This window comes from Rahnella sp. PAMC25559 (genome assembly GCF_050632365.1).
GTDB lineage: Bacteria > Pseudomonadota > Gammaproteobacteria > Enterobacterales > Enterobacteriaceae > Rahnella > Rahnella rivi.
Map to the genome: position 1 here is coordinate 171,698 of NZ_CP192542.1, position 23,202 is coordinate 194,899.

A 23,202-nucleotide genomic window follows, 5' to 3' on the forward strand; every position below is an offset into this window, starting at 1 on the left:
ATACACTCTAGGGATTATTAAAATTAGAACAAATTGAAGGATTCTTAGGATCAAGGGCAGATTTATTAGCATTTTTCTTTATATGTGCTTCTGTCAGACAGGAATTAAGCCATTCACTGTGAGCTGTCAGTTTATCTGCGAATTTAAGATACGAAGTTTCATGTGGGGCATGGTGTGGTTGCCCTTAAAATTCCACCCCATTCTGATAATCAATCAACGAATGAAAAAACGTCTTATAGAAAATAACGGCCTAAAGGCCGTTATTTTTACACAAATTAGTGCCCCGTATCACGACGATCTCGGCCACCTAAGCCTGGACCGCCGCCACCAATACCAATTTGTGAATTATTGTTTGTTTTCACTTCAACAACAACATCTTCGTGAGTGAAAGCAGACAGCTCATTTGACAGCTTCTCCATTGCATCTTTATGTGACTCACCATATTTATTCTGGGACATATTAAATCTCCATAATTATTTAAGTTGGTCATCTACCGACTTTCTTCGGCAAGGGAAAGTCTTGCCTTCATGTAACGTAAAGTCAACAAATTATGGAGAAAAAATGGAGATAAAATTCATATTTTTTACAAATAATTAACAATATTATAGTGTTGATTAATAATATTCAAATAAATCAATACATTAAAATCTTCTTTGATAAGTATAATTATACTAAAATCCGAAATATAAAAATTAACAATGTAAGGTTTTCGTAAGTAAGTCAATGCATCCATTTCAATCGTTAAAAACTATCAAATAATTTATTGATATTTTTAAATGCTATTTAGTACAGCATGCTAACATGGACTTTGATTATTTTTAGAAAAAAATAAGTGAAAATTTAAATTTAATTTTGATAAAAATTGATTCTGTGTTAATTATTTTCTTGGTAGAATCATAGAGGATAAGTTAATGGAAAAACGTAGGCTCGTTTTGAATCAAAATGTAACTATCAAAGAGCATCATGATAGAGTTGAACTTATCCTTGATGAAAGAAGGATTAAAGTTAATCTTACAGTTAAAGCATTCATGTTCTTAAAAAATATGCTTGAAGCGAGAATTGTTAAAGATGAACTTGATTCAATGAAGAACCCCCATCTAAAAGAACTTATTTCACCACTCTATTTCAACGATATTCTTCTTACTGAAGAAGAGGACGAGTTGCTGAAATTCGGGGTTTTATATAACCCTGCACGAATGCAGAATGCCGCTTCACCTATTCCTGAGCGTCGCATAGAAAAATGGTGTTTTTTTGGCGCGCCGGCTGATTTTGCATTGGACCCACCAAGGTCCCCTGCGCATGGTCCATATATATATAGAAAGCTAGGAGAATCACATAGAGAAATGATGGATCTTGGAGATATTGCATACACAACGGCAGACGATATATATAGATTCGGTAAAAAAATCCAACATGTCATAAGACGAATTCGAGAAAAAAATAATAGAGTTATGATGTTTGGCGGAGATCACTCACTAACTTACTTCGTTTTAAAAGAGCTATCTCAAATAAATAAAGATATTATCCTTATCCAGTTTGATGCACACTCTGACATTAACACAACAAAAAATAAGATAAATGATTTACTGTATCACGCTAACTTCGTGTCGAAACTACTAGATGAAAAATCCTTATCTGGGGTGATTCAAATAGGTGTCAGGGAGCAGAATTTACGTTACGAAACTGACTACCTCGTCCAAAATACAGTCTTACAACTTCCCGATAAGCTGGGCTTAGAAGAAGGAAAAAAAATAAAAAATATGATTAATGGGAAACATGTTTATATAACTTTTGATGCAGATACACTAGATCCTAAAATATTTCCTCACGTTACTACTCCTCTCGATAACGGCCTTAGTGAAGAAGATGTATTATATGCTGTAGACATTATTAGAAACTCTGGTTGTGATATTATTGGAGCGGATATTATGGAGTTCACCTGTGGATTTGATGAAAAAGGTCAACTCTTTAATCATGAAATTTCATTGTTGGATAGAGTGATCACAAGAATTATTAAATAATTTTCCCTGGAGGGGTTATGAATATAAGTATGCTTCGCGGATACTTTAAAGAAATAGATATTTGCAAGCACTATCATCAAAAAAATGTCGTGACTGATCCTATTATTCTTCTGAACGAAATTGAATGCATAGTAAGAAATCGTAAAAAAATTTCAGAAACCTTGTTGAATGCTAGAGTATTTATTAATAATGGTACACGTGATGATTTTGGATATCGCATTTCAAATTCTCCTCCATACAATGATGAGAATCTACACGAATGGTTGCAAAGGATCACGGGCGAAAACTCATTCTGTGCAGTGATTAACGGTATAAATGGTTGGTCTGATATTCTTGCCGAAATAATTAACCGTAACTTCAACACAGAATGGGTAAATACATACGGAATCCCTAGTCAAGGAGTTGATGTATATACATTTATGGGTAAGTACGATATCACGCCATTTGGTATCCATAAAGACCAAGAACATACTTTTCTATATCATCTCGGACCGGGTGTAAAAAAAGCATGGATTTGGGATCCCTCTTTGGTAGACATTACCCCCTTTATTCAATCAGACACTTTTAATTTGGCTGAAACTCTTTCATGTGCCTATGCGATCACTCTTACACCAGGGGACGCGCTCTTTATTCCACAGAATTGGTATCATGTATTAGAAAACCCTGAATTTTCAGTAACTTTAGGTGTAGCTCCGTATGAAAGTAAAAAAAAAGAATTGCTAGTTTCATTTGTAAGGGAAGCAATCGAGGAAGATGATGATTCTTATTTATTTATTAAAAGTCCACAAGTCATTGGGCCTAAAGAATACGCTTTAGAAATTGTACCTCCATCAATAAAAGACGCCAACCTTATTCAAATTGCAGATCAAGGGGTGTCAAGGTTGTTGAATACTCTCAAAAGCAACCACTACTTTAAATACACATCGCCAGTTCGAAATATCAAGCCAAAAATATATAAATACTTTGGAGGTATTGAAATAGGAGATAGTGAAGGTATTACAACCCGAGTTTATTTACGTGGTCGGAGTTTTGTTATTAAAAATGAATTTAGAGAGTCATTTATCAAGCTGAGAAAATTGGTTAATTCAGAAGATTTTCAGTTTAATGGCGAGGAAAGCCTGCCTGATGATGTTATAAGTTTTTTCCTTAAAAAAATGGCTAGCATGGGCGTGCTTGTATGAAGACTTTTCCAAACGCCGAACTTAAAATGTTACTAAGCAATCGGTCGCAGTTCGATAACCCTTATAGTTATAGGTCAGGATGTATTGAGATTTCTGAAAAATTGCTTGATAATTGTGCTCCTCATCTGTTCAGTAATATCAAAGGCGTTGAAGACGAGGTAAAGCTGCTTAAGAATGGTAATGTTTCGCGACTTGCTCCGGAAGCATGCGTCAACGGAGATATTGGACACTACGTGATTGCTCTGCTACTTTTCCGTAGCACAACTATCGTGTTTAATCATTTAGAGAAGCGAATTAGTAACTTTTACAATCTTTATGCTTATTTTCTTCATAATGAGGGTTTGTTAACCCATTTCAATGTTTATTGGTCTCCAGCTGATAGTGTAGGCGCTGGAGCACATACTGACGATCATGATGTTGTGGTAATACAGCTTACTGGTACTAAATGGTGGAAATTCGAGCATGATAAAATAAAATTATCTCCAGGAGACATTCTTTGGATACGAAAAGGCACGTTGCATGATCCTATAACGGAGAAAGACTCTGATTCTATGCATCTAACTATTGGAATCGTAAAAACAAAAATGCGATCTCCCACCTTTTCCGCTCCCACTAACCGGCCTAAAAGAGCCCCTAATCGTTCCTCATTGCAGTTTATTAGAAGTATTGGCAATACCTTCAAAAGTGAAACACCATCACTTGTTTTCAGCCAAAACGTCAGTATAAAGCTCTTTCCTTTAGGTCTAGAATTTCGCCATGGGATAGAATCCTTAACCTTGAGCAATGAATTGATGGACTACTATTTAGATATTGTTCATTTTCCAAGTCGTATCAATTTTCGGCCTGAAGTATCACGCGCTGAGCAATGGAATCTTATGCTAACCTTTTATAAAAAAAATTTCCCCTTCAGCATTGAGGAAACTGACTCCCATGCTTGAGTATATGCTTGAAGTGTTTTCATATTTACCCGTGTCTAGCTTTCAGCTAAAAGCGGCTATGAAAACATACATTAATGAACAATTGACTTGGTGCAATGACAGCAAGTTTACATTGCAATTTCCATATAAGGAAACAGGGCTACAACAAAGTTTTTTTCAACAAAAAATCATTTCCTGTGACGACGGTGAATATCTTACTGGCCCGCGCTATATTGGAGGAGACATACAGAAACCATTTATTGAATTGGTAGCCGGTTCTGCACCGTTAACCCGACGTGCCACAAGATCTATTTATGCTGAGTGGCAACCAATGGGAGCAAGTTCAATTCGGATGCTACGGCCGCATGACTCAACTATGTGTGGTCGTATTGATCAGTATATTTACACGGGCATTAGATCTGAAATAAATACATTTTCGGATTGTGTCGGGGAAAGAGTTAGCTTACAGCAGGCTGACGTTTCAATGACTGGATGGTGTACTCAGGCTATACAAGAGGCCTATGATGATTCTTATTTAAAACTCCCCTATCTGAAACAGCGTGTATTTCCTGCCGATGAAGAGGAGATACACGAAGCTATTAAAGAAGCTAAATTATTCATCATTTACTCTGGTACATCACGCGTTGGCGTTATTATTTGCGACCAAGGACAGAGAGGATTCATTTCTGGATACTGGATCACGGAGGAGATTATTCTTCCTGAATACAAAGGCAAACATCTGGCCAGCCGTGCACAACGCCTTTTGTACTCAGTTCTTCCCAAACACTATTCATACAAAGCATTATGGGGCACCATTGTCAGTGGTAATACACCGTCAATACGCGCAGCTGAACTTGCTGGACGCAAGTGTGTTATGGAGTACGTGTTTCTAAAAGAAGGTGATATACATGATTAATAGTATTCAACGTTATGCTTTATATCTTTTCTTAGCTCTCTCAACGCTGGGTTTTTGCTTATACGTAGGTTTTTTTTCATTTTTCTTGGTCAAAATTAACACTAGCCCCATCATCATATCAGTTCTTATTGGTGCAACAGCACTTTCAAGTCTTTTCTGGGGGCCAGTTGCAGGCAGAATGATTGACAGAACTAAGCATAAATATCTCTGGCTAATTGTTGCCCAAATTTGCTGCGGGTTATTTATTTTCTGTTTTGGAAACCTGGAAGTATTCAGGCCAATCCTGATGCCTTTGCTTGTTCTATCTTTCTCACTAATGTTTAATTTCGCTGTCATCATAATCAATCAATACCTTCTGCCTATGCTACATGATGATTATGAAGAGTCCGTTGCCCTAGCATCTAGGGTGACGGGCTTAGCCGTTCTAATTTCAGGGCTTACGCTTGCTGTACTGTATGACTGCTTCCCTCCATTTGTGTTTTTCGCAGCTGCGGCAGCTTGCTATATATTATCTGCTGCAACACTTATTCTGGTTCTACATAAAAATAAATATCTCGCCAAGTTATCCCAGGATCTAGAAAACTCTGCACATGAAAAAAGCATAGGTGTGTATAGGCAAACATTTTATACAATTGGAAAGCATTGGTTCTTGGCATTATCGATGTGCGTTTTGGCATTCACGGAGACATCATTTAATACTAACTTTGACGTAATTGCATTTTCTTTGGGCACCACACCTTATGCAGTGGTTTTTTTATTAGGTGCGTTAAGTGGAGCACTCGATAGCGCTGCTTCTTGGATATACCCACGATTGATGGGTAATATGAGTATTAGATTTAAATGGTATTTCTTTTTGGCCGCTTTTTTGCTCGTTTTCGGAGTCGCGACCCTCCTGTCTTACAACGGGTGGGATAAAAACGCCTATTTCTTACCAACTTTGGCGGTTATTCTTGAATTAATCGGTGTTTGGTGGTCAATTTTTATTGCAGGAAGAGTTCGTGACACTAGCAGTCATGGTACCTATGGACAGACAATGGCTGCATTTCGCGTACCTCGTTCATTAGTTACTTTTATAGGTGTTACAAGTATTGGTACTGCTTTACAGGCGGGAAAGTTGGAGTGGATTTTATTATTTAATACAGCGTTACTTACATTGCTCCTAGTGACCTATATTTGGTCCACTTATGGTAAGAGGTCAAAAATCACTGCTACAAAAGATTATAAAAGCTTCTAAATCAATATCTTACATCGCAGATATATCCTAATCGGCTCCGTTGTTTAGTGCAACCAAACATAAATGATTTCCGTTTCTGGCCATAGCGGACTTTACTAACTTTACTCATCTGTTATTCGATAGGGGCCTCTTCAAGCACACTTACAGTGAACCTGATGTTTTATTCTGATATAACATATTGTAATAAATGGATTTTTTATTATAACAATGCATCCAATTTTTCTCCTTTTCTGATCATTGAATTTAAAATGCTGATGAGTTTGCGCATGCAGGCTACCAGCGCGAGCATTTTGGGTTTTCCAGCGGTAAGTAGGCGTTGATAGAACATTTTAATTGCGGGATTAAACTGCGTAGCCACAAGAGCCGCCATGTAAAGCGTTGCCCGGATTCCGGCTCTGCCACCAAACGTGGTTCGTTTAACTCGCATTTTTCCTGAATCTCGGTTCAGGGGGGCAACGCCAGTCAGTGCGCTAATCTCCCGTCGATTGAGCTTCCCCACTCCGGCAGTTTAGCAATCAGAGATGCGACAGTGACTTCACCAACACCTTTTTCGCTCCCAATTAACTCGGCCTGTTCCCGGAAAAATACTTTTACGTGCTGCTTCATTGATGCGGTCGAGCTCATTTTCAAGCGCATTAATAATGTTATCGATGCTCTTACGACTTCGCGGGTGAGAGGGATAGCGTCGATTACGCTCGGCGACCTGCATGTGATTTAGTTGGCGACGACGGACGACCATGGCGGTGAGTACGGCGCGTGCTTCGTCCGGCAGCGCACGTATTTACCTGTTGCGGTCAGGATGGCGATCGATGACCTGAGCGAGCTGTTCTGATCTCCTCCCTGAAAACAGTGCCAGCCTAAACTAAAGTATCCGGTCTTTCTTTCATCTCACTGAGAGGCATATCAACCATGAAAAAGACCCGTTATACCGAAGAACAGATAGCATTCGCCCTTAAACAGGCCGAAACAGGCACTCGGGTGGAGGAAGTGTGCAGAAAGATGGGTATTTCTGAAGCCACTTTTTATAACTGGAAGAAATATTTGGCGGTATGGGCGTAACAGAACTGCGCCGTTTGCGGCAGCTTGAGGACGAAAACCAACGGCTTAAGCGTCTGGTGGCGGACCTCAGTCTGGATAAGGAAATGCTCCAGGATGTCATTCGAAAAAAGTTCTGAGGCCCATTCAGAAGCGTGAAGCGGTAACTTACCTGCTGGACGCCTATCGTATCGGGCTGCGTCGTGGTTGCCGTTTAATGATGCAGAGTCGCACGGTATACCTCTATCGCAGTTGTCGTGATGACAGGGCCCTGACTGGGGTCCGCTTGGAAAACGGAAAATATCCTACGCTAAGCCTGTTTTTTGTACAGACTACTATTCACTGAGCGTAATGCGCGGTATTTACCCTGTCCCAGTTTGAGGTTTGTTCTCCAGACGTAATTCCCGCTCAGGTTGATATGTTCCCATCCCAGCGGTGACAGATGGGTAATCAGTTGCTCATTAATCGCGATCCCTTTCCGTCTCAATGAATCTACCGCTCTTTCTATATAGACCGTATTCCACAGCGAGATCGCCGCAGTTAGCAATGTCAACCCACTTGCCCGGTAACTCTGGTTTTCCAGTCCCCGATCTCTGATTTCCCCCAGCCGGTGCATAAAGACTGCTCGCGCAAGGGCATTACGGGCCTCACCTTTATTCAACCCAGCCTGTATTCGTCGACGCAGCGAAGGATCCCGGAACCAGTCCAACATAAACAATGACCTTTCTATGCGGCCAACCTCCCTCAGAGCCTTTGCCAGACCATTCTGTTTAGGATAGCTGGCCAGCTTTTTCATCATCAGGGATGCTGTTACCGTTCCCTGCTTTATAGAACTTGCCAGACGCAGTACCTCATGCCAGTGGGTTTCAATTTCCTTCAGATTCAGGCTGGTTGAGGAGATGATTGACTGAAGCCCCGGATACAACTCAGCTTTCCCATGAATAAACAGCCGCTTGTCATGAAGATCCCGGATCCTTGGCGCAAAAGCGAATCCGAGCAGATGCATTAGCGCGAAAACATGCTCAGTGAAACCTGCGGTGTCAGTATAATGCTCTGTAATTTCCAGATCGGTTTCGTGATACAGCAGACCATCAAGTACGTGTGTTGAATCCCGAACACGGCTGATGACTTTGGTGTAAAACGGGCTGTACTGGTCCGAAATATGTGTATAAATTTGCACGCCTGGCTCCTGACCGTATTTCAGATTGACCTGACCCGCATAACGCCCGTGACTCCCCACCCGAAAGTTCTGTCCGTCAGACGATGACGTTGTTCCATCGCCCCAGAATGCTGCCAGAGGCCGCTTTTTCTGCGCATTAACCAACTCGGCCAGCGCGGCTGAATAGGTTTCATCCCTGATGTACCAGGCCTGAATGCCCTCGAGTGACGATTTTGTCGTTCCCGGACAGGATTCGGCCATTTTTGTCAGCCCAAGGTTGATCCCATCGGCAAGAATGGTGGTCAGTAACAACTTTCTGTCTTTAGGTCTGATGTGATTGTTCTTGAGATGGGTGAAATGGCGGGTAAAACCAGTCCAGCCGTCCACTTCATCCAGCATTTCAGTAATTTTAGGATGAGGTAGCATGCCGTAAACCAGATCGCCAAAAGGGGATGCTGTTGAAGGAACACTATTATCCAGCGGGGTAATTTTCACGCCTTTATCCGATATATCAACATCGGGTAAATCACCGGCCAGCGCCATTGCATTAACTTCCTCCAGGCGCGATGCCAGAAGCGTCAAACGGCTCTCAATGTATTCATGGCAATCGCCCGGAACAGCAAGGGGTAACTGGTTATCCTTGAGTGATTTTTCAAAATCGCCGGACGGGATCAGATAATCATCGAAATTCCTGTAACGGCGTGATCCCTTTACCCAGATATCGCCAGAACGTAATGCTCCCTTCAGCTCATTCAGCACGCAAAATTCGTAATATTTTCGGTCAATGCCGGTGGGGGTAATCACAACTTTTCTCCAGCTTTCCGGGATGAAACCGATTGGTGCGGAAGGTGGTACTTTTCGGAGTTGCTTTCGATACATCTCTTTGACGGTATCCAGCGCGTCACCGAGCTGCATTGCAGCGGGAGCAGCCCTGAACTGCAACGCTGACAGCATCCGGGGCGCGTATTTACGCAGCGTACTGTATTTTTCTGTGATCAGATGCAACGGATCGAAGTTGTCCTTACGTGACAGGAACCGCGTCTCTTCCACGCTGTTGATGAATTCCTGCCAGGGAAGCACGTCTTCTATTGCGGCCCAGGGATCTTCCCCAGACTCTCTGGCGTTAAGTAAGGCCTGCCCGACGGTAACGTATTGCTTCAGTTTACTCTGAATCAGCTTTCCCGTTTGCTGGAGCCGCTCGGCCTGAGTGCGTTTTGCCCTGCTGAACAGACTGTCCAGAATACGCTCGTGCAGATCAATAACTTCATCAGTCAGGGTGGCTCTGGCTTCCGATATGATACAAACCAGCGAGGCATAACGGCGAACATCCGTGAATTTTGCCAGGTCCCGGCTACTCATTTTCCTGCCTTCGCGTGCGAGTTTCAGGAGCCGGTTCTGATGCACGGAAAGCGCAATACCGTCAGGCAGTGCCAGCGACTCTATCGCATTTAACCTGTCGATATGTTGCAGGACATTTTTGCCGTTTATTTTTCCCGGAGGCTGAAGCAACCAGGCCAGCCGTGAAGGTTGTTCACCATCAGATACCAGCAGGCGGTCCAGTGCCGCTTTTTGCCCCGGTTCAAGCTGCTCGGTCAGCGCAGAAAAAACCGCTCTGTCAGCAAGCGTTGTTGCTTCAGCAAGGGTTCGTTCGATCACCTCAACAGAGGGGAAAATAATCTTATTACTGTGGAGCCAGGAGAGCATTTCTTCCGCAAGTAAAAAACCTCTGTCTGTCCGCATGGCGTGGGGATAAAGGTGGCGAATACAGTTTTTTTGCAGCGCCCGGCTGAAGGGGGATAATTCAAGGTAGCGGTAGAGTTCAGCCAGATGTTCCCAGCGGGTGACCTCTCTTGATGCATACTCTGCCCACAGATCAGGCTGAAGTTTCAAATGAGCCGCAAGCCGGGAAACAACCCCGTAGTGAGGGGACTCATTATTGTCGGGTGGAAATCCTGGCCCTCGCAAATAGCAAAGTAAAACAGCAAAGCCCAGGCGGTTAGCTGGTCTGCGATGTTTATTAATAAGCGCGAGGTCATGTTCGTTCAAAAAGCACATGCGCGTCAGAAGAACGTCATCTTCCGGCACAACCAACAAGCGTTCTTTTTCTTCACTACTGAGTATTTGTCTCCGTGGCATAAATGCTTCCTCTGCATATAGTTTATTTACGTTATTTCTTGCCCTGACCGAAACCGGTCGGTTTCGTACATCTTCTAATATATCTGTCCGAAAGTAAGTGAAATTCATTTCGTACAGGTGTTATAATTCGGACATCCATTTCGTACGGAAAGTTTCCTATGTCACGAGTTTTTGCCTACTGCCGGGTCTCCACTCTGGAGCAGACCACAGAAAACCAGCGTCGTGAAATTGAAGCGGCGGGTTTTGATGTTCGTGCTCAGCGATATATTGAGGAACATATTAGTGGTTCGATTGCCGCAAGTGAGCGACCTGGATTTATCCGACTGCTTGACCGTATGGAAAGTGGCGATGTTCTGATAGTCACCAAGCTTGATCGCCTGGGCCGAAACGCGATGGATATCAGAAAAACGGTAGAACAACTGGCAGATTCCGATATTCGTGTCCACTGCTTAGCTTTGGGTGGAGTAGATCTCACCAGCCCCGCGGGGAAAATGACCATGCAGGTTATTTCTGCCGTGGCAGAATTTGAACGGGACCTACTGCTTGAACGCACACATTCAGGTATTGCGCGGGCAAAAGCGGCAGGGAAACGTTTTGGCCGTCCCTCTGCCCTGAACGAAGAACAAAAACAGGTCGTTATTGAGCGTATTAATTTAGGCTTAAGCATCAGCGCCATTGCCCGAGAGTTTAGTACTACCCGTCAAACCATACTTCGGGTAAAAGCCGGATCTAAACTGCCATAAGACTGGTCTCTATTTGACCAAGTTGTCAAAGGCGTTAGATTGATTTTACCTGTATTGAAAACAGATTTAGCTCGTTAATAATGCACTCAGGTTCTTCACTGAAAGGCATGTTGTTCAAATCTAAAACGCCATCATTTTTTTGAGTGTTATCTGCCTGTAAGTCCGTAAAGAGAGGTGTAAAATCCAGTTGTGCCTCCCCTCGCTCAGCGACCAGCTCAAACGTTTTATTTGTGGCTGCATCGTTACTCAACGCACTGACCAGAACCTGGGCGATTTGTTTTCTGGATATCACACCATCTTCCGGCGTTCCTGCATGGTGTCGATCCCCCTGGAGCATAACGATTCTGTGCTCATCATCATTGTTGTAGTCAAACCAGCCGGGCCTGACGATGGTATAGGGATGGCCACTCGCCCTGACCAGACGTTCGGCACGTCTTTTCCAGTGATGAACCTCAGTGCGTTGATTCCAGGTGCTGAGCCGTTCAGTCACGCCAATCGTGGTCATTAAGCCGATGTGTACAGACGTATCCCTGAATAGTCGTAAAATGTTACGTACACCACCGTAATCTATCGCTCTGGCCCCAATACGCCCCTGGCCATCGGAACCGAGAGTGAAGATGATGGCATCAATATCTTTCGGCAAATCGGTAAGTGTTTCAGGCATTGAAACATCGCCGTAAAAAACATCCGTTCCACGCGGAAGTAATTTTACTTTCCGTTTATTTCTGACCAGCGCCACGGGCTGATGGCCTATTTCGATAGTGGTATTCACGACATGAAGACCAATACTTCCGGTCGCGCCTGCAATGAGTGTTTTCATGATAAACCCTCTGATAATTCAGACTTATTTTCTCTACAGTCAGAATATCAATTATCATTATTGTCAGTAATGGGGCTAAAATGATTGTGTCTATGAACACCCTTCATGAGTGCGCGTTGAAGGGAATGTCTCCATAAGGAAATCGCCGATGCTCAAAGAAAACTTCAACGAACTGCAAATCTTTCTTGTGGTAGCGAGGGAGCGAAGTTTTACCAAAGCAGCGGGTAAACTGGGGGTTTCTCAGTCTGCACTCAGCCACGCGATGAAGGCCCTGGAGGAACGGCTAAATATCCGACTTCTGACCCGCACTACCCGAAGCGTTGCCCCCACAGAAGCCGGTGAGAGAATTATCGCCTGCCTTGAACCCCGTATTGCCGATCTTGAGCAGGAGCTGGAATCGCTTGTTCAACTGAACGGCACTGCCTCCGGCAATATCCGTTTATCTGCCGGGGAGCATGCAGCGCGAAGTCTGTTATGGCCTAAGCTAAAGCCCTTTCTCAGGGAATACCCGGAAATTAATCTCGAACTGGTGGTTGATAACGGTTTTGTCGATATTGTTGAGGGGCGTTTTGATGCCGGGATCCGCCTGGGCGAAAGCGTAGATAAGGATATGATCGCGGTGAGGATTGGACCGGAAATGCGCATGGCAGTGGTGGGAGCACCGTCCTATTTTGCCGCTAACCCCGTACCAGAAACACCGCACGAGCTACAAACCCATCGGTGGATCAATATGCGCCTGCCGACTGCCGGTGGTCTTTACCACTGGGAGTTTGAGAAGAATGGGAAACCGTTACGGGTCAGAGTGGAAGGACAGGTAACGTTTAATCTGCAGGCAGAAAGGATTGATGCGGCTTTATCCGGTTTTGGCATCGCCTGTATACCTGAAGACAGGGTGCAGGATTATATAAAGTCAGGAGAGCTTATTCAGGTTCTGCAGGACTGGTGTCCGTCTTTCCCCGGATATTATCTTTACTACCCCAGCCGTAAGCAGCATCAGCCCGCTTTTGCGCTGATGATCGATGCCCTTCGCTACTCAGAATAACGGGTCCGCCAATCGCAGCGGACCCGTCGGGGCATTAACGGCCAGTGCGAGCCTGATGCTCAGGAGAGTAACGTTCGCCGACGACTTTAATCGTTTCAAGCGCCTGGGTTATCTGCCGTGAGTCATCCTGCGAAAGAATGATGTCGGCAGCCCCCAGGTTTTCTTCCAGCCGGTGTAGTTTGGTGGTACCAGGGATAGGAACAATCCACGGTTTTTGTGCCAGCAACCATGCCAGCGCAATTTGCGCAGACGTCACGCCTTTCTCTGCTGCCAGTTCACCCAGTAATGAGACCAGCTTTTCATTGGCTTCAATCGCCTGTTCTGCGAAACGCGGCACGGTGCTGCGGTAATCATCCTTGCCAAACGTTGTTCCTGGTTTAATCGCTCCCGTCAGGAAGCCTTTGCCTAATGGGCTGAAGGGCACAAAACCAATACCCAGCTCTTCCAGTAGCGGCAGGATTTCCTGCTCAGGCTCGCGCCACCACATGGAATATTCGCTTTGCAGCGCAGTGACCGGTTGTACGGCATGGGCACGACGAATGGTTTGCGCACCCGCTTCGGACAGACCGAAATGTTTAACTTTGCCTTCCGCGATCAGGTCTTTCACTGCACCCGCAACATCTTCAATGGGGACATCCGGGTCGACACGATGTTGATACAGCAGATCAATGACATCAGTCTTAAGGCGGCGTAATGATCCTTCCACAGCTTCACGGATATGCTCCGGACGGCTGTTTAAAATCTGCTGCTTATTGTCATCGCCAAAGGTAAAACCAAACTTGGTGGCAATGACCACACGGTCACGAAACGGTTTTAAGGCAACGCCTATAACCTCTTCATTATGGTAGGGGCCATACAATTCAGCCGTATCGAAAAAAGTAACTCCACGTTCAACTGCTGTACGAATAAGTTCTATAGCCTGACGGGTATCTGTTGCAGGGCCGTAGGCATGGCTGAGTCCCATGCAACCGAGCCCCAGAGCGGACACTTCTAGTCCAGATTTTCCTAAAAAACGCTTTTGCATTGAATGAAGACCTCTCTTATCGCTGCTTATACATCAAGTTTGCGGCCAGTCAGCCATTCCACCATCGCCGGGTCGCGGTGAGAAAAGAAGGCGCTGGTTGCGGTGTCGAGGGCAGCAATCTGCAGCATATCCTCAGAACTGAGTCTAAAATCGAGAATGTCGATGTTCTCTGCCATGCGCTCTTTCCGCACCGATTTCGCCAGTGAAACGATGCCCCGCTGGAAGATCCAGCGCAGTACCACCTGGCCCACACTTTTGCCGTACTTCTGACCAATTGCCGTTAATACGGGATGCTGGAACAGACCATTTTTACCTTCAGCAAACGGTGCCCAGGCTTCCGGCTGAATGCCACGGCTTTGATTCCATGGAACCGCATGCAACTGCTGGTTGAAGGGGTTAACTTCAATCTGGTTTACCGCAGGGGCCACTTTGTTGAAGGCGATAAGGTCGGCCAGTCGGTCAGGATGGAAGTTGCTGACGCCAATGGCGCGAATTTTGCCTGCCTGTTGCAGTTCTTCCATAGCACGCCAGGCTCCATGGACATCGCCGTAAGGCTGGTGAATCAGATACAGGTCAACGTAATCAAGTTGCAGCCGATTCAGGGAGCGTTCGAACTGTGCTTTAGCACCTTCGTAATTGGTATCCTGGAGCCAAAGTTTGGTCGTTACAAAGAGTTCGTTACGTGCGATACCAGTCTGTTTCAGTGCGTTCCCGACCTGGGTTTCATTCTGGTAGGACGCTGCGGTATCGATCAGGCGGTATCCTGTATCGATAGCGTCAATCACGGCTCTTTCGCATTCGGCGGCATCCGTCATCTGGAAGACACCAAAGCCCAGAAGGGGCATTTCTATACCGTTGTTCAGTTTTACAGTTTTCATGACGTCATCCTTCAGCTGTTGTGTAGGAAAAGCATAACGCAAAGTTATTTATTCTATTAGAGGGGGTAATTAGCTAGGGTTTATTAGATGCGTTCATTAATTTCTTGAGGGCTGACTCTCTGCTTTGTGAGCAAAGCAAACCGCCATATTCAACACTTTTTTCGGCAGGATTAGGCCACATTATTTTTTATAAAGATGATGTTTGTATTGAGCCTTCAATAATGAAGACTCAATACTGGCTCTTCCTATTGCAGGTCTTTTTCCTTCAGGAATTTACTCACCAAATCGGCAATCTGCACATTATTGAGGTCAGAGAACGGGAAATGGGTATTTCCTTTGATTCCCACCTCAGGCAGATGCGTCACAGTGACATCTCCGCCATGCTTGTTCACCACGTCACGCCACTCACGAGCCATCGCCAGACGTACGCGCCAGCTGTCCTGCGCGGGCATGGCGACAGGTTTATCCGGAATGTTATCGCCATAAATGATCAGAATCGGGATTTTGGTCAGTGCCATAAACTGTGCCATTGGCACAGGCTCACCCTTCAGCGTGTCAAACGCGCTTGGCATAGGGGCAGGGAGTTCTTTTTCCGGGAAGACAAAGCTGCTGCCTGGCTCGAAGGCGACAATGGCTTTGACCTTGTCATTTTTCATCGCCGTGTACCAGCCTGGTCCGCCACCCTGAGAGTGGGTGAAGAGGATAGCGGGGCCGGATTTATCCACCACGGCGGACATCGCATCAGAGATAACATTGATATCAAACGGCCCGGTATTCGGGGTCATTTGACGGAAATACTGATTCAGCGCTTCTTTGTCGTGAGAGAACTGAACGCCCTTAAAATACTCTGGCCACACGCCAACGCGGAACTGGTTAAACCACATCTGTTCATCCGGTTTTGGCGAAACAGTACCTTCTACAGTCGTGCGCCCGGCGCTGCCCCGGCGTGGTTGATCGACAAGATAAGTTGAGAACCCGCGACGCAGGAATATGTTCTGGAACCCTTCGCGACCATCCGGGGTACTTTCCCAGGTACGGGAGAACTGACCTGCGCCGTGCAGCATGACGATAGGGTATTTATGCGGATTCTCCGGGATTTGGTAGAACACAGACGCATGATCGCCATGGTAGGTTTGGCCAGCAGAGTCCAGCGGCTTTTTCGCGTCAAATGTTCCTGGTGCGGTGATGATAGTACCGCCAGCAGAAAAGCTTCCCTGTTCCTGAATGACCAGCGGCCCGGCGTATACCGACTGAGCCACCAGACCACCCGCCATTACGCAGATGGCCAGCGTTTTTAAGATTGTCTTCAAGATTACATCCTCTGTTATGTGTGCCGTTCAATCATATCTGAGTTGTCAGCGTTAATTATTTAGCACCCCTGATTACCCTTATTTGGCAGATTCATGAATGCGGACGATTAACTGCGTATTGTCTCTAACCAGCTGGTGACTGTTTCAGTGGTTCTTCGCTCCTGGTCGCATTCAATGACCAGCGGTTTTTCCCTGCGCGCAGTGGGGGCGAGGCTGGCAAGGATGTCGTCGCTGTCTCCTTTACCGTAGCCACCGTGAGTAATAAAGGGGATGAGTAATTTGCCCGCAAGGTTGTGGCTGCTGAGAAACGTTTGCACTACAGGCGGCACGCTGGTCCCCCAGATGGGAAAGCCTAAATATAGGCTCTCATAGCGGGAGATATCTGCGACGCTATTTTTCAATGCGGGTTTTACTCCCCGCTCACGCTCAGTTTTCGCCTGTTCAACGGTCTGAAAATAGTCTTCCGGATAAGGCGTAGCCGGTTCGATTTCAAACAGATCGGTGTTCAGGCTACGGTGAATGACGCCCGAAATAACCCGTGTATTTCCGCTGCGGGAGAAGTACGCCACCAGAATTCGACTTTTACCCTGCACATTTGCGGTTCCGGTGGCGGCCGATGCCAGGGAGACGTTCGCCAGCGTGAGCCCGGCAAGTGCGGTGATTAACATTCTGCGGTTAGGATCATGCTCCATACCCAACTCCTAATTGTTTGCGAGCGCCTGTTGCAGCGCCTTTTCAGCTCGCGTTGCTGCATCATTTTCGCCATGTTCACGCAGAACCAGTACCAGCTGGCGCAGCTGCGCTGCCGTCAGGCCGACCCGCATGCTGGCTCGCGTATGCGATAACAGCTGGGCTTCAACGCCTGATGTGGCCGCTAATGCACCAACCGTTGCCAGCTCGCGGCTTTGCCAGTCGAGGTTATCGCGGGCGAAAATGTCGCCGAAAAGGTGCGTTTGCAGGAACTGATTAATGACCGGGGCAAAGTCAAACAGCGGGCCCTGAACGGGAGCGCCTGAGATTTTTGTCTGGTTTGCGGTACCGACACGGCGAAGCTCATCCCCGACAGGGATTGGGGCGACCGGTTCTTTGCCCTCAACGTCTTCGATGCCACGTTGTTTACGTGCTTCGACGACCTTCATCAGTTCGGTAAGCGCATTCAGGCTACGGGGGAAGCCCGTGTAGGCATAAAGCTGGACGAGAATCTCTTTGGTTTCGTTTATGGTGAGTCCTGCATCAAGTCCCTGATTCAGCGCTGCATTCAGCTTATCCATCTGACTGCTGGCCATCAATGCGGCAATCAACGGGATGGCCTGTTGGCGGGCTGACAGCGTATCTGAAACCGTTTGTTCGTGGTTCATTTCTGAGGCTCCTTTATTGACGGGCGCAGCATGTGCCGCGAGACCAGAACCAAAGGTCAGCAGCACTGCTGCCGCTAATGCTTTAATGGGCGTGGTATTGTTCATCTGTCACTTTCTCCATCCAGTTAACGCTTTTGCCATCCACAATCCCGGTTATCGCCAGATGCGTCATCGCGCTGCCGGGTGCCGCCCCGTGCCAGTGTTTGATGCCCGCCGGGCAAGAGACAACGTCACCGGCGCGGATAACCTGCACCGGCTGGCCTTCTTGTTGGGTGAGCCCAACACCCGAGGTCACAATCAGCCGCTGACCTGCCGGATGCGTATGCCAGGCGGAACGAGCGCCGGGTTCAAAGGTGACATAAGCCCCAGAAACACGGATGTCGTTATCCGGTTTGAAGAGAGGATCAACCCTGACGCGACCGGTAAAGTTCTCGGCTGGCCCGAACACCGCATTCTGACTTCCTGCGGGGGCGATATGGACAGCAGGATTTTGCTCCGCAGCCCAGGATGAAAAGGTGAAGAAGGGCAGTAACAGCCCGAGGTAACGTAAATGTCCGATCATGCAAAGCGTCCTTATCAATGAAGAGGGGGATTGCCTGCGATGATTTTATCGAGGGGGTGATGACGTCAGGCTGACGCCCCCCTGACAATTCTGTCAGTTAACCCTGGTCCCGGCTCAGTGTCGGAGTGAGCATTACCCGCCGCTTTATCCGCTTGTATCGCAAAGGTGAGGCCAAATGTATTGATGCCACCTTCGCTACGGGCAAAGACATCTCCCCGGTGCATAATGGCGACGGCACGTACGATCGACAGGCCCAGCCCATGATGGGTATCACTTCTGGCCCGGGAGGTGTCAACGCGATAGAACCGCTCGAAAAGCCGGTGTAAGTGCTCTGGCGATATCGGTTCGCCAGGGTTTGAAACTTCAACACAGGCCTGATGACCGGTTTCGCTTAACCGTACCGTAACCGTGCTGTTGGAGGGGGAATGTCTTGCGCTATTTTCCAGTAAATTAGCCAGTGAGCGGTGGAACAGTCGCCGGTCGATGTGCGCGGTGACGTCGCCCTCAACATCCATAGAGAGCTGTTTTTCAGCAAAAGAGGGTTCAACATAATCCGCTGTTTTCAGGGTTTCTTCCCGCAGGGACACTTGGGTAAGCTGGGACGCATGCTCACCCGCATGGGCATGGGACAGGAACAGCATGTCGTTTACGATCGACGTCATACGTTCAAGCTCTTCCAGATTAGAACCCAGTAACTCTTCCAGTTCATCTTGTGAACGTCGGCGTGAGAGCCCCAGTTGTGTCTGACCAATCAGGTTAGTCAGCGGTGTACGGAGTTCATGCGCAACATCGGCATTAAAGCTTTCGAGCTGCCTCCAGGCGACCTCTTGCCGTTCCAGCACGCCATTAAAAGATGATGCTAACTGCTGTAATTCGTCAGGTAATGCTTCGGTATTCAGGCGCTGACCAGAGTCCCCGGGAGCGAGTTGCTGGGCCTGTTTACTGAGCGCCCCAACGGGACGAAGACCGATCCTTGATACGATGTATCCCAGCAAGGCGACAATCACGACGCCCAGTGCAGTAATGATCAGCAGTGTACGCGTGAACGCATCGAGCGTGCCCATGTACGGCGTGGAGTCGATGGCAACCACATAGCGCAGCTCAGGTCTTTCTCCGTTCGCGGGGATGGTTTTGACTAACAGAAACAGCGAGCATGCGCCTTCCGATGCACCAGGCACTTTATTAAAGCCCTCCTGCAAAGAAGACCACTGTACACCCACCGGTGGTGTTCCCCCCATGCTGAAGCGTGGGTTATCACTCACAATCCAGTAGCGAACGCGCTCACCTTCAGAATTGGTTAACACGGTGAATTTATTGGCAAGCTGTGACCAGCCGTCAGCCGAGGTTCGGGCGGTGATCCACGGACTCATTAATGATTCCCGGAACAGCAGTTCGTTATGCATCTGCTTTTGCAAAGAATCATGCAAGGAGCTTCTGAGCAGGATGCCGATAACGGAGACAATCAGCAGCGCGGATAAGGCAAACATCAGCGCCAGATGAACGGAGATGGAACGCTTAGGCATGCTTATCCTCTTCATTTATTCGGACCGGACTTCGAGGACATAACCCATGCCACGAACGGTATGCAGCAGTTTGATATCGAACGGGGCATCCACTTTGGCGCGAAGTCGTTTAATGGCGACTTCAACCACATTGGCATCGCTGTCAAAATTCATGTCCCATATCTGCTCCGCAATCATCATCTTTGACAGAATCTCCCCCTGATGCCGGGCCAGAAGGCTTAACAGGGAAAACTCTTTTGCGGTCAGTTCCAGTCTCGTTCCGGCGCGAAATACGCGGCGAGCCAGTAAGTCGAGATGCAGATCGTGAATTTGCAACTGGGTGATGTCTGCGCCATCCGTAGCGCGGCGGCGCACCAGTGCCTGAATACGCGCCACAAGTTCAATAAGGGAAAAGGGCTTGGGCAGATAATCATCCGCGCCAAGACGAAGTCCTTTAACGCGCTCGTCGACTGATCCCCGTGCAGAGAGCATCAGCACCGGCGTCTGTTTGGCTGCCCGCACACCCTCAAGTACCCGGTAGCCGTCCATCCCCGGCAACATCACGTCCAGTATTATCGCGTCGTAGTCGAACTCCAGCGCGTAATGAAGACCTTCAGCGCCATCCGCAGAGACATCGACCGTAAACCCGGACTCACTCAACGCACGGTTGAGATAGGTTGACGTTTTTTCTTCATCTTCGACTAACAACAGGCGCATAACGGGACATCCTCTCAACTTTTCAATGGTGCTTCAACATCGGAATACACCTGAACAGCATCCGGCAGACGTTGCCCCTGGATAGTGATGGCATCCAGTGAGCGGGTGAGCTCGGTCATCTCTATGGCTGTCAGCGACACGCCAGTAGCTGTTGTGTTTTGCAGCATATGGTCTTTATTGGTGGTGCCAGGGATGGGAACAATCCAGGGTTTACGCGCCAGGAGCCATGCCAGTGCAATCTGTCCCGGTGCGGCATTTTTTCTTATCGCCCAGGTTTTCAGCAACTCAACGAGTTGTAAGTTGTGCGGGAGATTGTCGGGTGAAAATCGCGTTTCTATAGCACGTATATCACCGGCAGCGAACCGGGTATTTCCATCAATCCAGCCCGTTAAAAACTGCACGCCGAGTGGGCTCCATGGCACAAAGCCAATGCCCAGCTCTTCACATACCGGAAGCACCTGCTTTTCAGGGCCGCGCCAGAGCATGGAGTATTCACTTTGTACGGCAGTAACGGGTAATGCCGCATGGGCGCGTCTCAGCGTATTGATACCCATTTCAGACAGACCCCAGTGCAGGACTTTCCCTTGATCCATTAAATCTTTCACCACACCGGCGACATCTTCGATCGGGATCTGCGGGTCAACCCGGTGCTGATACAGTAAATCGATACGATCGGTACGCAGGCGTTTGAGCATGTTTTCGACGACCTGCCTGATATGCTCCGGTCTGCTGTTGAGACCCGGCAGTCGCTTACCTGTCTGCTGGTCAATGTTCCAGCCAAACTTAGTGGCGATAACGATTTTGTCCCTGAACGGGGCGACGCCTTCCCCGAGAATTTTTTCGACTTCAAACGGGCCGTAGGCTTCAGCTGCGTCGAAGAACGTAACCCCTTCATCGAAGGCCCGGTGGATAACATTGACCATCTCGGGACGCCAGGGAACAGAGGTGTCATATTTGCGACTCATGTTCTGCACGCCCAGACCGACGGCAGAAACTTCCAGCTTGCCGAGTTTACGTTTGCCCGGAGCCGCAGGGCGCTGGCGGGTTTGTCTGGATGAATCGACCTGAGAGGACGGGCTCGCTGCCGATACGTGGGGGATCAGCGAGGCGGCGGCAATACCCGCCCCGGCGACTAACAGCTTGCGTCGCGCTGGCATTGTTGGGTCATTCTGGCTTTTCATTGATCGCTCCTTTTCTCAGAAAATTGAACATGAATCACATTAAACGAGACCATTCTGCCTCCTGATTGCCAACATAAAGCTGACAGTTACCTGACAGCGTTGTCAGAAACACTTACCCATCTCAGTCCCTTTCCTGACGAAAATGTTATTTCCCCGTCACGATGCTGACAGCCCTCTCTGACTACTCTGAGCCTGCAATTTTGATTCCGCGAGCCTGCATAACCAGGCCAACACTCATCGGGAGAGACCATGAAATTTACGCTTATCAGTGCAATGCTAATCACGGCAATGGCCGGAGCCACCTCAGTCAATGCGGCTGATTACAAAAAAAATCCATTCACACTCGTCTATGAAGGTGCCATTACTGAGAACGTCAAAGGCAAGGTCAACATTCATCCGGTGAAATACGATCTGCATGGCATCCAGATTGCGGCGAATGTCTATACCCCTGCTGACTACGATCCCGCCAAAAAATACCCTGCCGTGGTGGTTGCACATCCTAATGGCGGCGTAAAAGAGCAGGTCGCAGGTTTGTATGCCCAGCGTCTCGCAGAGCAGGGCTACATCACGATTACCGCCGATGCGGCTTATCAGGGTGCCAGCGGTGGTATGCCTCGCAGCGTGGATAAACCGGCTAACCGTATTGAGGATGTTCACGGCATGGCTGACTACATCAGCCAGTATCCTGGTGTGGATACCGCCCGCCTTGGTCTGCTGGGTATTTGCGGAGGCGGCGGGTATTCACTTGTTGCGGCCGAAACTGACAAGCGGTTCAAATCGATAGCAACCATCAGCATGTTTAATTCAGGCCTTGTGCGCCGCAACGGTATGCAGGATTCACAGCTGGATACTATCCAGCAGCGTCTTCAGCAGGCTTCTGACGCGCGTGCTCAGGAAGCAGCCGGAGGAGAAGTGCTTTACTCCGGCGATGCCAACCTGACTGATGAACAGATTGCTAAATTACCTTTTGCCTTATATCGCCAGGGCTACGAGTACTACTGGAAAACCCATGCGCATCCGAACTCCACGTTTAAATACACCACCAGCAGTCTTCTGGATTTGATGAGCTTTGACGTAACGGACCATATAAATCTCATCAATAAACCGCTGCTGATGATTGCCGGTACAAAAGCGGATACGCTCTATATGACTGAAAATGCGTTCGCGAAAGCCACCGGTACGAAGGACAAAGAACTCTTCCTGATTGATGGCGCTACCCATATCGAGACGTATTGGGTGCCAAAATACGTTGACCAGGCAATGCAAAAGTTAGACGTCTTCTTCGATAAGAATATTTAGTTAGCCTCCGATGACGCCCCAGCCGCGCAGGCTGGGGTATGTCCATCAGCTGTAGCCATTTTCCGCTTGCGTGTTCACGCGATAGACCCAGATTAACGAAGTTGCGGTTAAAGATAATTACGCAGCTTGAATAGGCGCTATGAATGGAATTCATAGACCTAATCTGG

The 23,202-nt window shown here is 47.5% G+C and carries 20 protein-coding genes and 2 pseudogenes; 9 read left to right on the forward strand and 13 right to left on the reverse strand.

What is annotated here, in order from left to right; translation table 11 throughout:
* Nucleotides 1–275: 275 nt before the first annotated feature.
* Nucleotides 276–458 carry a hypothetical protein gene (locus ACQZQY_RS00820; RefSeq protein ID WP_431295636.1) on the reverse strand — a complete coding sequence of 61 codons (183 nt, stop codon included), beginning with the start codon at nucleotides 456–458 and terminating at the stop codon, nucleotides 276–278.
* Between the two features lie 453 nt (nucleotides 459–911).
* On the opposite strand from ACQZQY_RS00820, the gene ACQZQY_RS00825 reads away from it, so the two are divergent.
* From ACQZQY_RS00825 to ACQZQY_RS00845, 5 genes are read left to right on the forward strand one after another with little or no spacing between them, the layout of a single operon-like run.
* Entirely contained in the window at nucleotides 912–2,021 is a 1,110-nt protein-coding gene (locus tag ACQZQY_RS00825) for an arginase family protein (RefSeq protein WP_431295637.1), read from the forward strand.
* 17 nt (nucleotides 2,022–2,038) lie between these two features.
* Nucleotides 2,039–3,202, forward strand: coding sequence for a JmjC domain-containing protein (locus ACQZQY_RS00830; protein ID WP_431295638.1), 1,164 nt, complete (start codon nucleotides 2,039–2,041; stop codon nucleotides 3,200–3,202).
* Nucleotides 3,199–4,140, forward strand: coding sequence for a JmjC domain-containing protein (locus tag ACQZQY_RS00835; RefSeq protein WP_431295639.1), 942 nt, complete (start codon nucleotides 3,199–3,201; stop codon nucleotides 4,138–4,140). The genes ACQZQY_RS00830 and ACQZQY_RS00835 overlap by 4 nt, the downstream gene beginning before the upstream one ends.
* Entirely contained in the window at nucleotides 4,133–5,035 is a 903-nt protein-coding gene (locus tag ACQZQY_RS00840; protein WP_431295640.1) for a GNAT family N-acetyltransferase, read from the forward strand. The genes ACQZQY_RS00835 and ACQZQY_RS00840 overlap by 8 nt, the downstream gene beginning before the upstream one ends.
* The gene (locus ACQZQY_RS00845) at nucleotides 5,028–6,269 is read left to right on the forward strand and encodes a hypothetical protein (protein WP_431295641.1); all 1,242 of its coding nucleotides are present in this window, start codon (nucleotides 5,028–5,030) and stop codon (nucleotides 6,267–6,269) included. The genes ACQZQY_RS00840 and ACQZQY_RS00845 overlap by 8 nt, the downstream gene beginning before the upstream one ends.
* A 199-nt stretch (nucleotides 6,270–6,468) precedes the next feature.
* On the opposite strand, the pseudogene ACQZQY_RS00850 reads toward ACQZQY_RS00845, so the two are convergent.
* Nucleotides 6,469–7,095, reverse strand: a pseudogene (locus ACQZQY_RS00850) (transposase); the annotation flags it as partial.
* 83 nt (nucleotides 7,096–7,178) lie between these two features.
* Here ACQZQY_RS00850 and ACQZQY_RS00855 point away from each other — a divergent pair.
* Nucleotides 7,179–7,581, forward strand: a pseudogene (locus ACQZQY_RS00855) (transposase); the annotation flags it as partial.
* Nucleotides 7,582–7,614: 33 nt separating this feature from the next.
* On the opposite strand, the gene ACQZQY_RS00860 reads toward ACQZQY_RS00855, so the two are convergent.
* A complete protein-coding gene (locus ACQZQY_RS00860) occupies nucleotides 7,615–10,599 on the reverse strand; it encodes a Tn3 family transposase (protein WP_431295642.1) in 2,985 nt (994 codons plus the stop codon).
* Between the two features lie 158 nt (nucleotides 10,600–10,757).
* On the opposite strand from ACQZQY_RS00860, the gene ACQZQY_RS00865 reads away from it, so the two are divergent.
* Nucleotides 10,758–11,342 carry a recombinase family protein gene (locus tag ACQZQY_RS00865; RefSeq protein ID WP_431295643.1) on the forward strand — a complete coding sequence of 195 codons (585 nt, stop codon included), beginning with the start codon at nucleotides 10,758–10,760 and terminating at the stop codon, nucleotides 11,340–11,342.
* Between the two features lie 34 nt (nucleotides 11,343–11,376).
* Here ACQZQY_RS00865 and ACQZQY_RS00870 read toward each other — a convergent pair whose 3' ends face one another.
* Nucleotides 11,377–12,162, reverse strand: a complete 786-nt coding sequence (locus ACQZQY_RS00870) for an SDR family oxidoreductase (RefSeq protein ID WP_431295644.1) — start codon at nucleotides 12,160–12,162, stop codon at nucleotides 11,377–11,379.
* A gap of 148 nt (nucleotides 12,163–12,310) precedes the next feature.
* Between ACQZQY_RS00870 and ACQZQY_RS00875 the strand changes: the two genes are divergently transcribed.
* Nucleotides 12,311–13,204, forward strand: a complete 894-nt coding sequence (locus ACQZQY_RS00875) for a LysR family transcriptional regulator (RefSeq protein ID WP_431295645.1) — start codon at nucleotides 12,311–12,313, stop codon at nucleotides 13,202–13,204.
* 34 nt (nucleotides 13,205–13,238) lie between these two features.
* Here the strand turns inward: ACQZQY_RS00875 and ACQZQY_RS00880 are convergent, their stop codons facing one another.
* The 9 genes from ACQZQY_RS00880 to ACQZQY_RS00920 all read right to left on the reverse strand — a co-directional run bounded on the left by ACQZQY_RS00880 (nucleotide 13,239) and on the right by ACQZQY_RS00920 (nucleotide 21,736).
* Nucleotides 13,239–14,228: an aldo/keto reductase gene (locus ACQZQY_RS00880; protein ID WP_431295646.1), complete on the reverse strand. Its 990-nt coding sequence runs from the start codon at nucleotides 14,226–14,228 to the stop codon at nucleotides 13,239–13,241.
* 26 nt (nucleotides 14,229–14,254) lie between these two features.
* Entirely contained in the window at nucleotides 14,255–15,106 is an 852-nt protein-coding gene (locus ACQZQY_RS00885) for an aldo/keto reductase (RefSeq protein ID WP_431295647.1), read from the reverse strand.
* A gap of 245 nt (nucleotides 15,107–15,351) precedes the next feature.
* The gene (locus tag ACQZQY_RS00890) at nucleotides 15,352–16,416 is read right to left on the reverse strand and encodes an alpha/beta hydrolase (protein ID WP_390976528.1); all 1,065 of its coding nucleotides are present in this window, start codon (nucleotides 16,414–16,416) and stop codon (nucleotides 15,352–15,354) included.
* A 107-nt stretch (nucleotides 16,417–16,523) separates the two neighbouring features.
* Nucleotides 16,524–17,108 carry a flavodoxin gene (locus ACQZQY_RS00895; RefSeq protein WP_431295648.1) on the reverse strand — a complete coding sequence of 195 codons (585 nt, stop codon included), beginning with the start codon at nucleotides 17,106–17,108 and terminating at the stop codon, nucleotides 16,524–16,526.
* 9 nt (nucleotides 17,109–17,117) lie between these two features.
* Nucleotides 17,118–17,879 carry a carboxymuconolactone decarboxylase family protein gene (locus ACQZQY_RS00900; RefSeq protein ID WP_431295649.1) on the reverse strand — a complete coding sequence of 254 codons (762 nt, stop codon included), beginning with the start codon at nucleotides 17,877–17,879 and terminating at the stop codon, nucleotides 17,118–17,120.
* A complete protein-coding gene (locus ACQZQY_RS00905) occupies nucleotides 17,857–18,336 on the reverse strand; it encodes a (R)-mandelonitrile lyase (protein ID WP_034950021.1) in 480 nt (159 codons plus the stop codon). The genes ACQZQY_RS00900 and ACQZQY_RS00905 overlap by 23 nt, the downstream gene beginning before the upstream one ends.
* Nucleotides 18,337–18,401: 65 nt before the next feature.
* The gene (locus tag ACQZQY_RS00910; protein ID WP_431295650.1) at nucleotides 18,402–19,859 is read right to left on the reverse strand and encodes a heavy metal sensor histidine kinase; all 1,458 of its coding nucleotides are present in this window, start codon (nucleotides 19,857–19,859) and stop codon (nucleotides 18,402–18,404) included.
* A gap of 15 nt (nucleotides 19,860–19,874) precedes the next feature.
* Nucleotides 19,875–20,555: a heavy metal response regulator transcription factor gene (locus ACQZQY_RS00915; RefSeq protein WP_012606387.1), complete on the reverse strand. Its 681-nt coding sequence runs from the start codon at nucleotides 20,553–20,555 to the stop codon at nucleotides 19,875–19,877.
* Between the two features lie 14 nt (nucleotides 20,556–20,569).
* Complete coding sequence (locus tag ACQZQY_RS00920; protein ID WP_431295651.1) at nucleotides 20,570–21,736, reverse strand: aldo/keto reductase; 1,167 nt, start codon at nucleotides 21,734–21,736, stop codon at nucleotides 20,570–20,572.
* Between the two features lie 249 nt (nucleotides 21,737–21,985).
* Between ACQZQY_RS00920 and ACQZQY_RS00925 the strand changes: the two genes are divergently transcribed.
* Nucleotides 21,986–23,035 carry an alpha/beta hydrolase gene (locus ACQZQY_RS00925; RefSeq protein ID WP_431295652.1) on the forward strand — a complete coding sequence of 350 codons (1,050 nt, stop codon included), beginning with the start codon at nucleotides 21,986–21,988 and terminating at the stop codon, nucleotides 23,033–23,035.
* The last annotated feature ends 167 nt before the right edge of the window (nucleotides 23,036–23,202 follow it).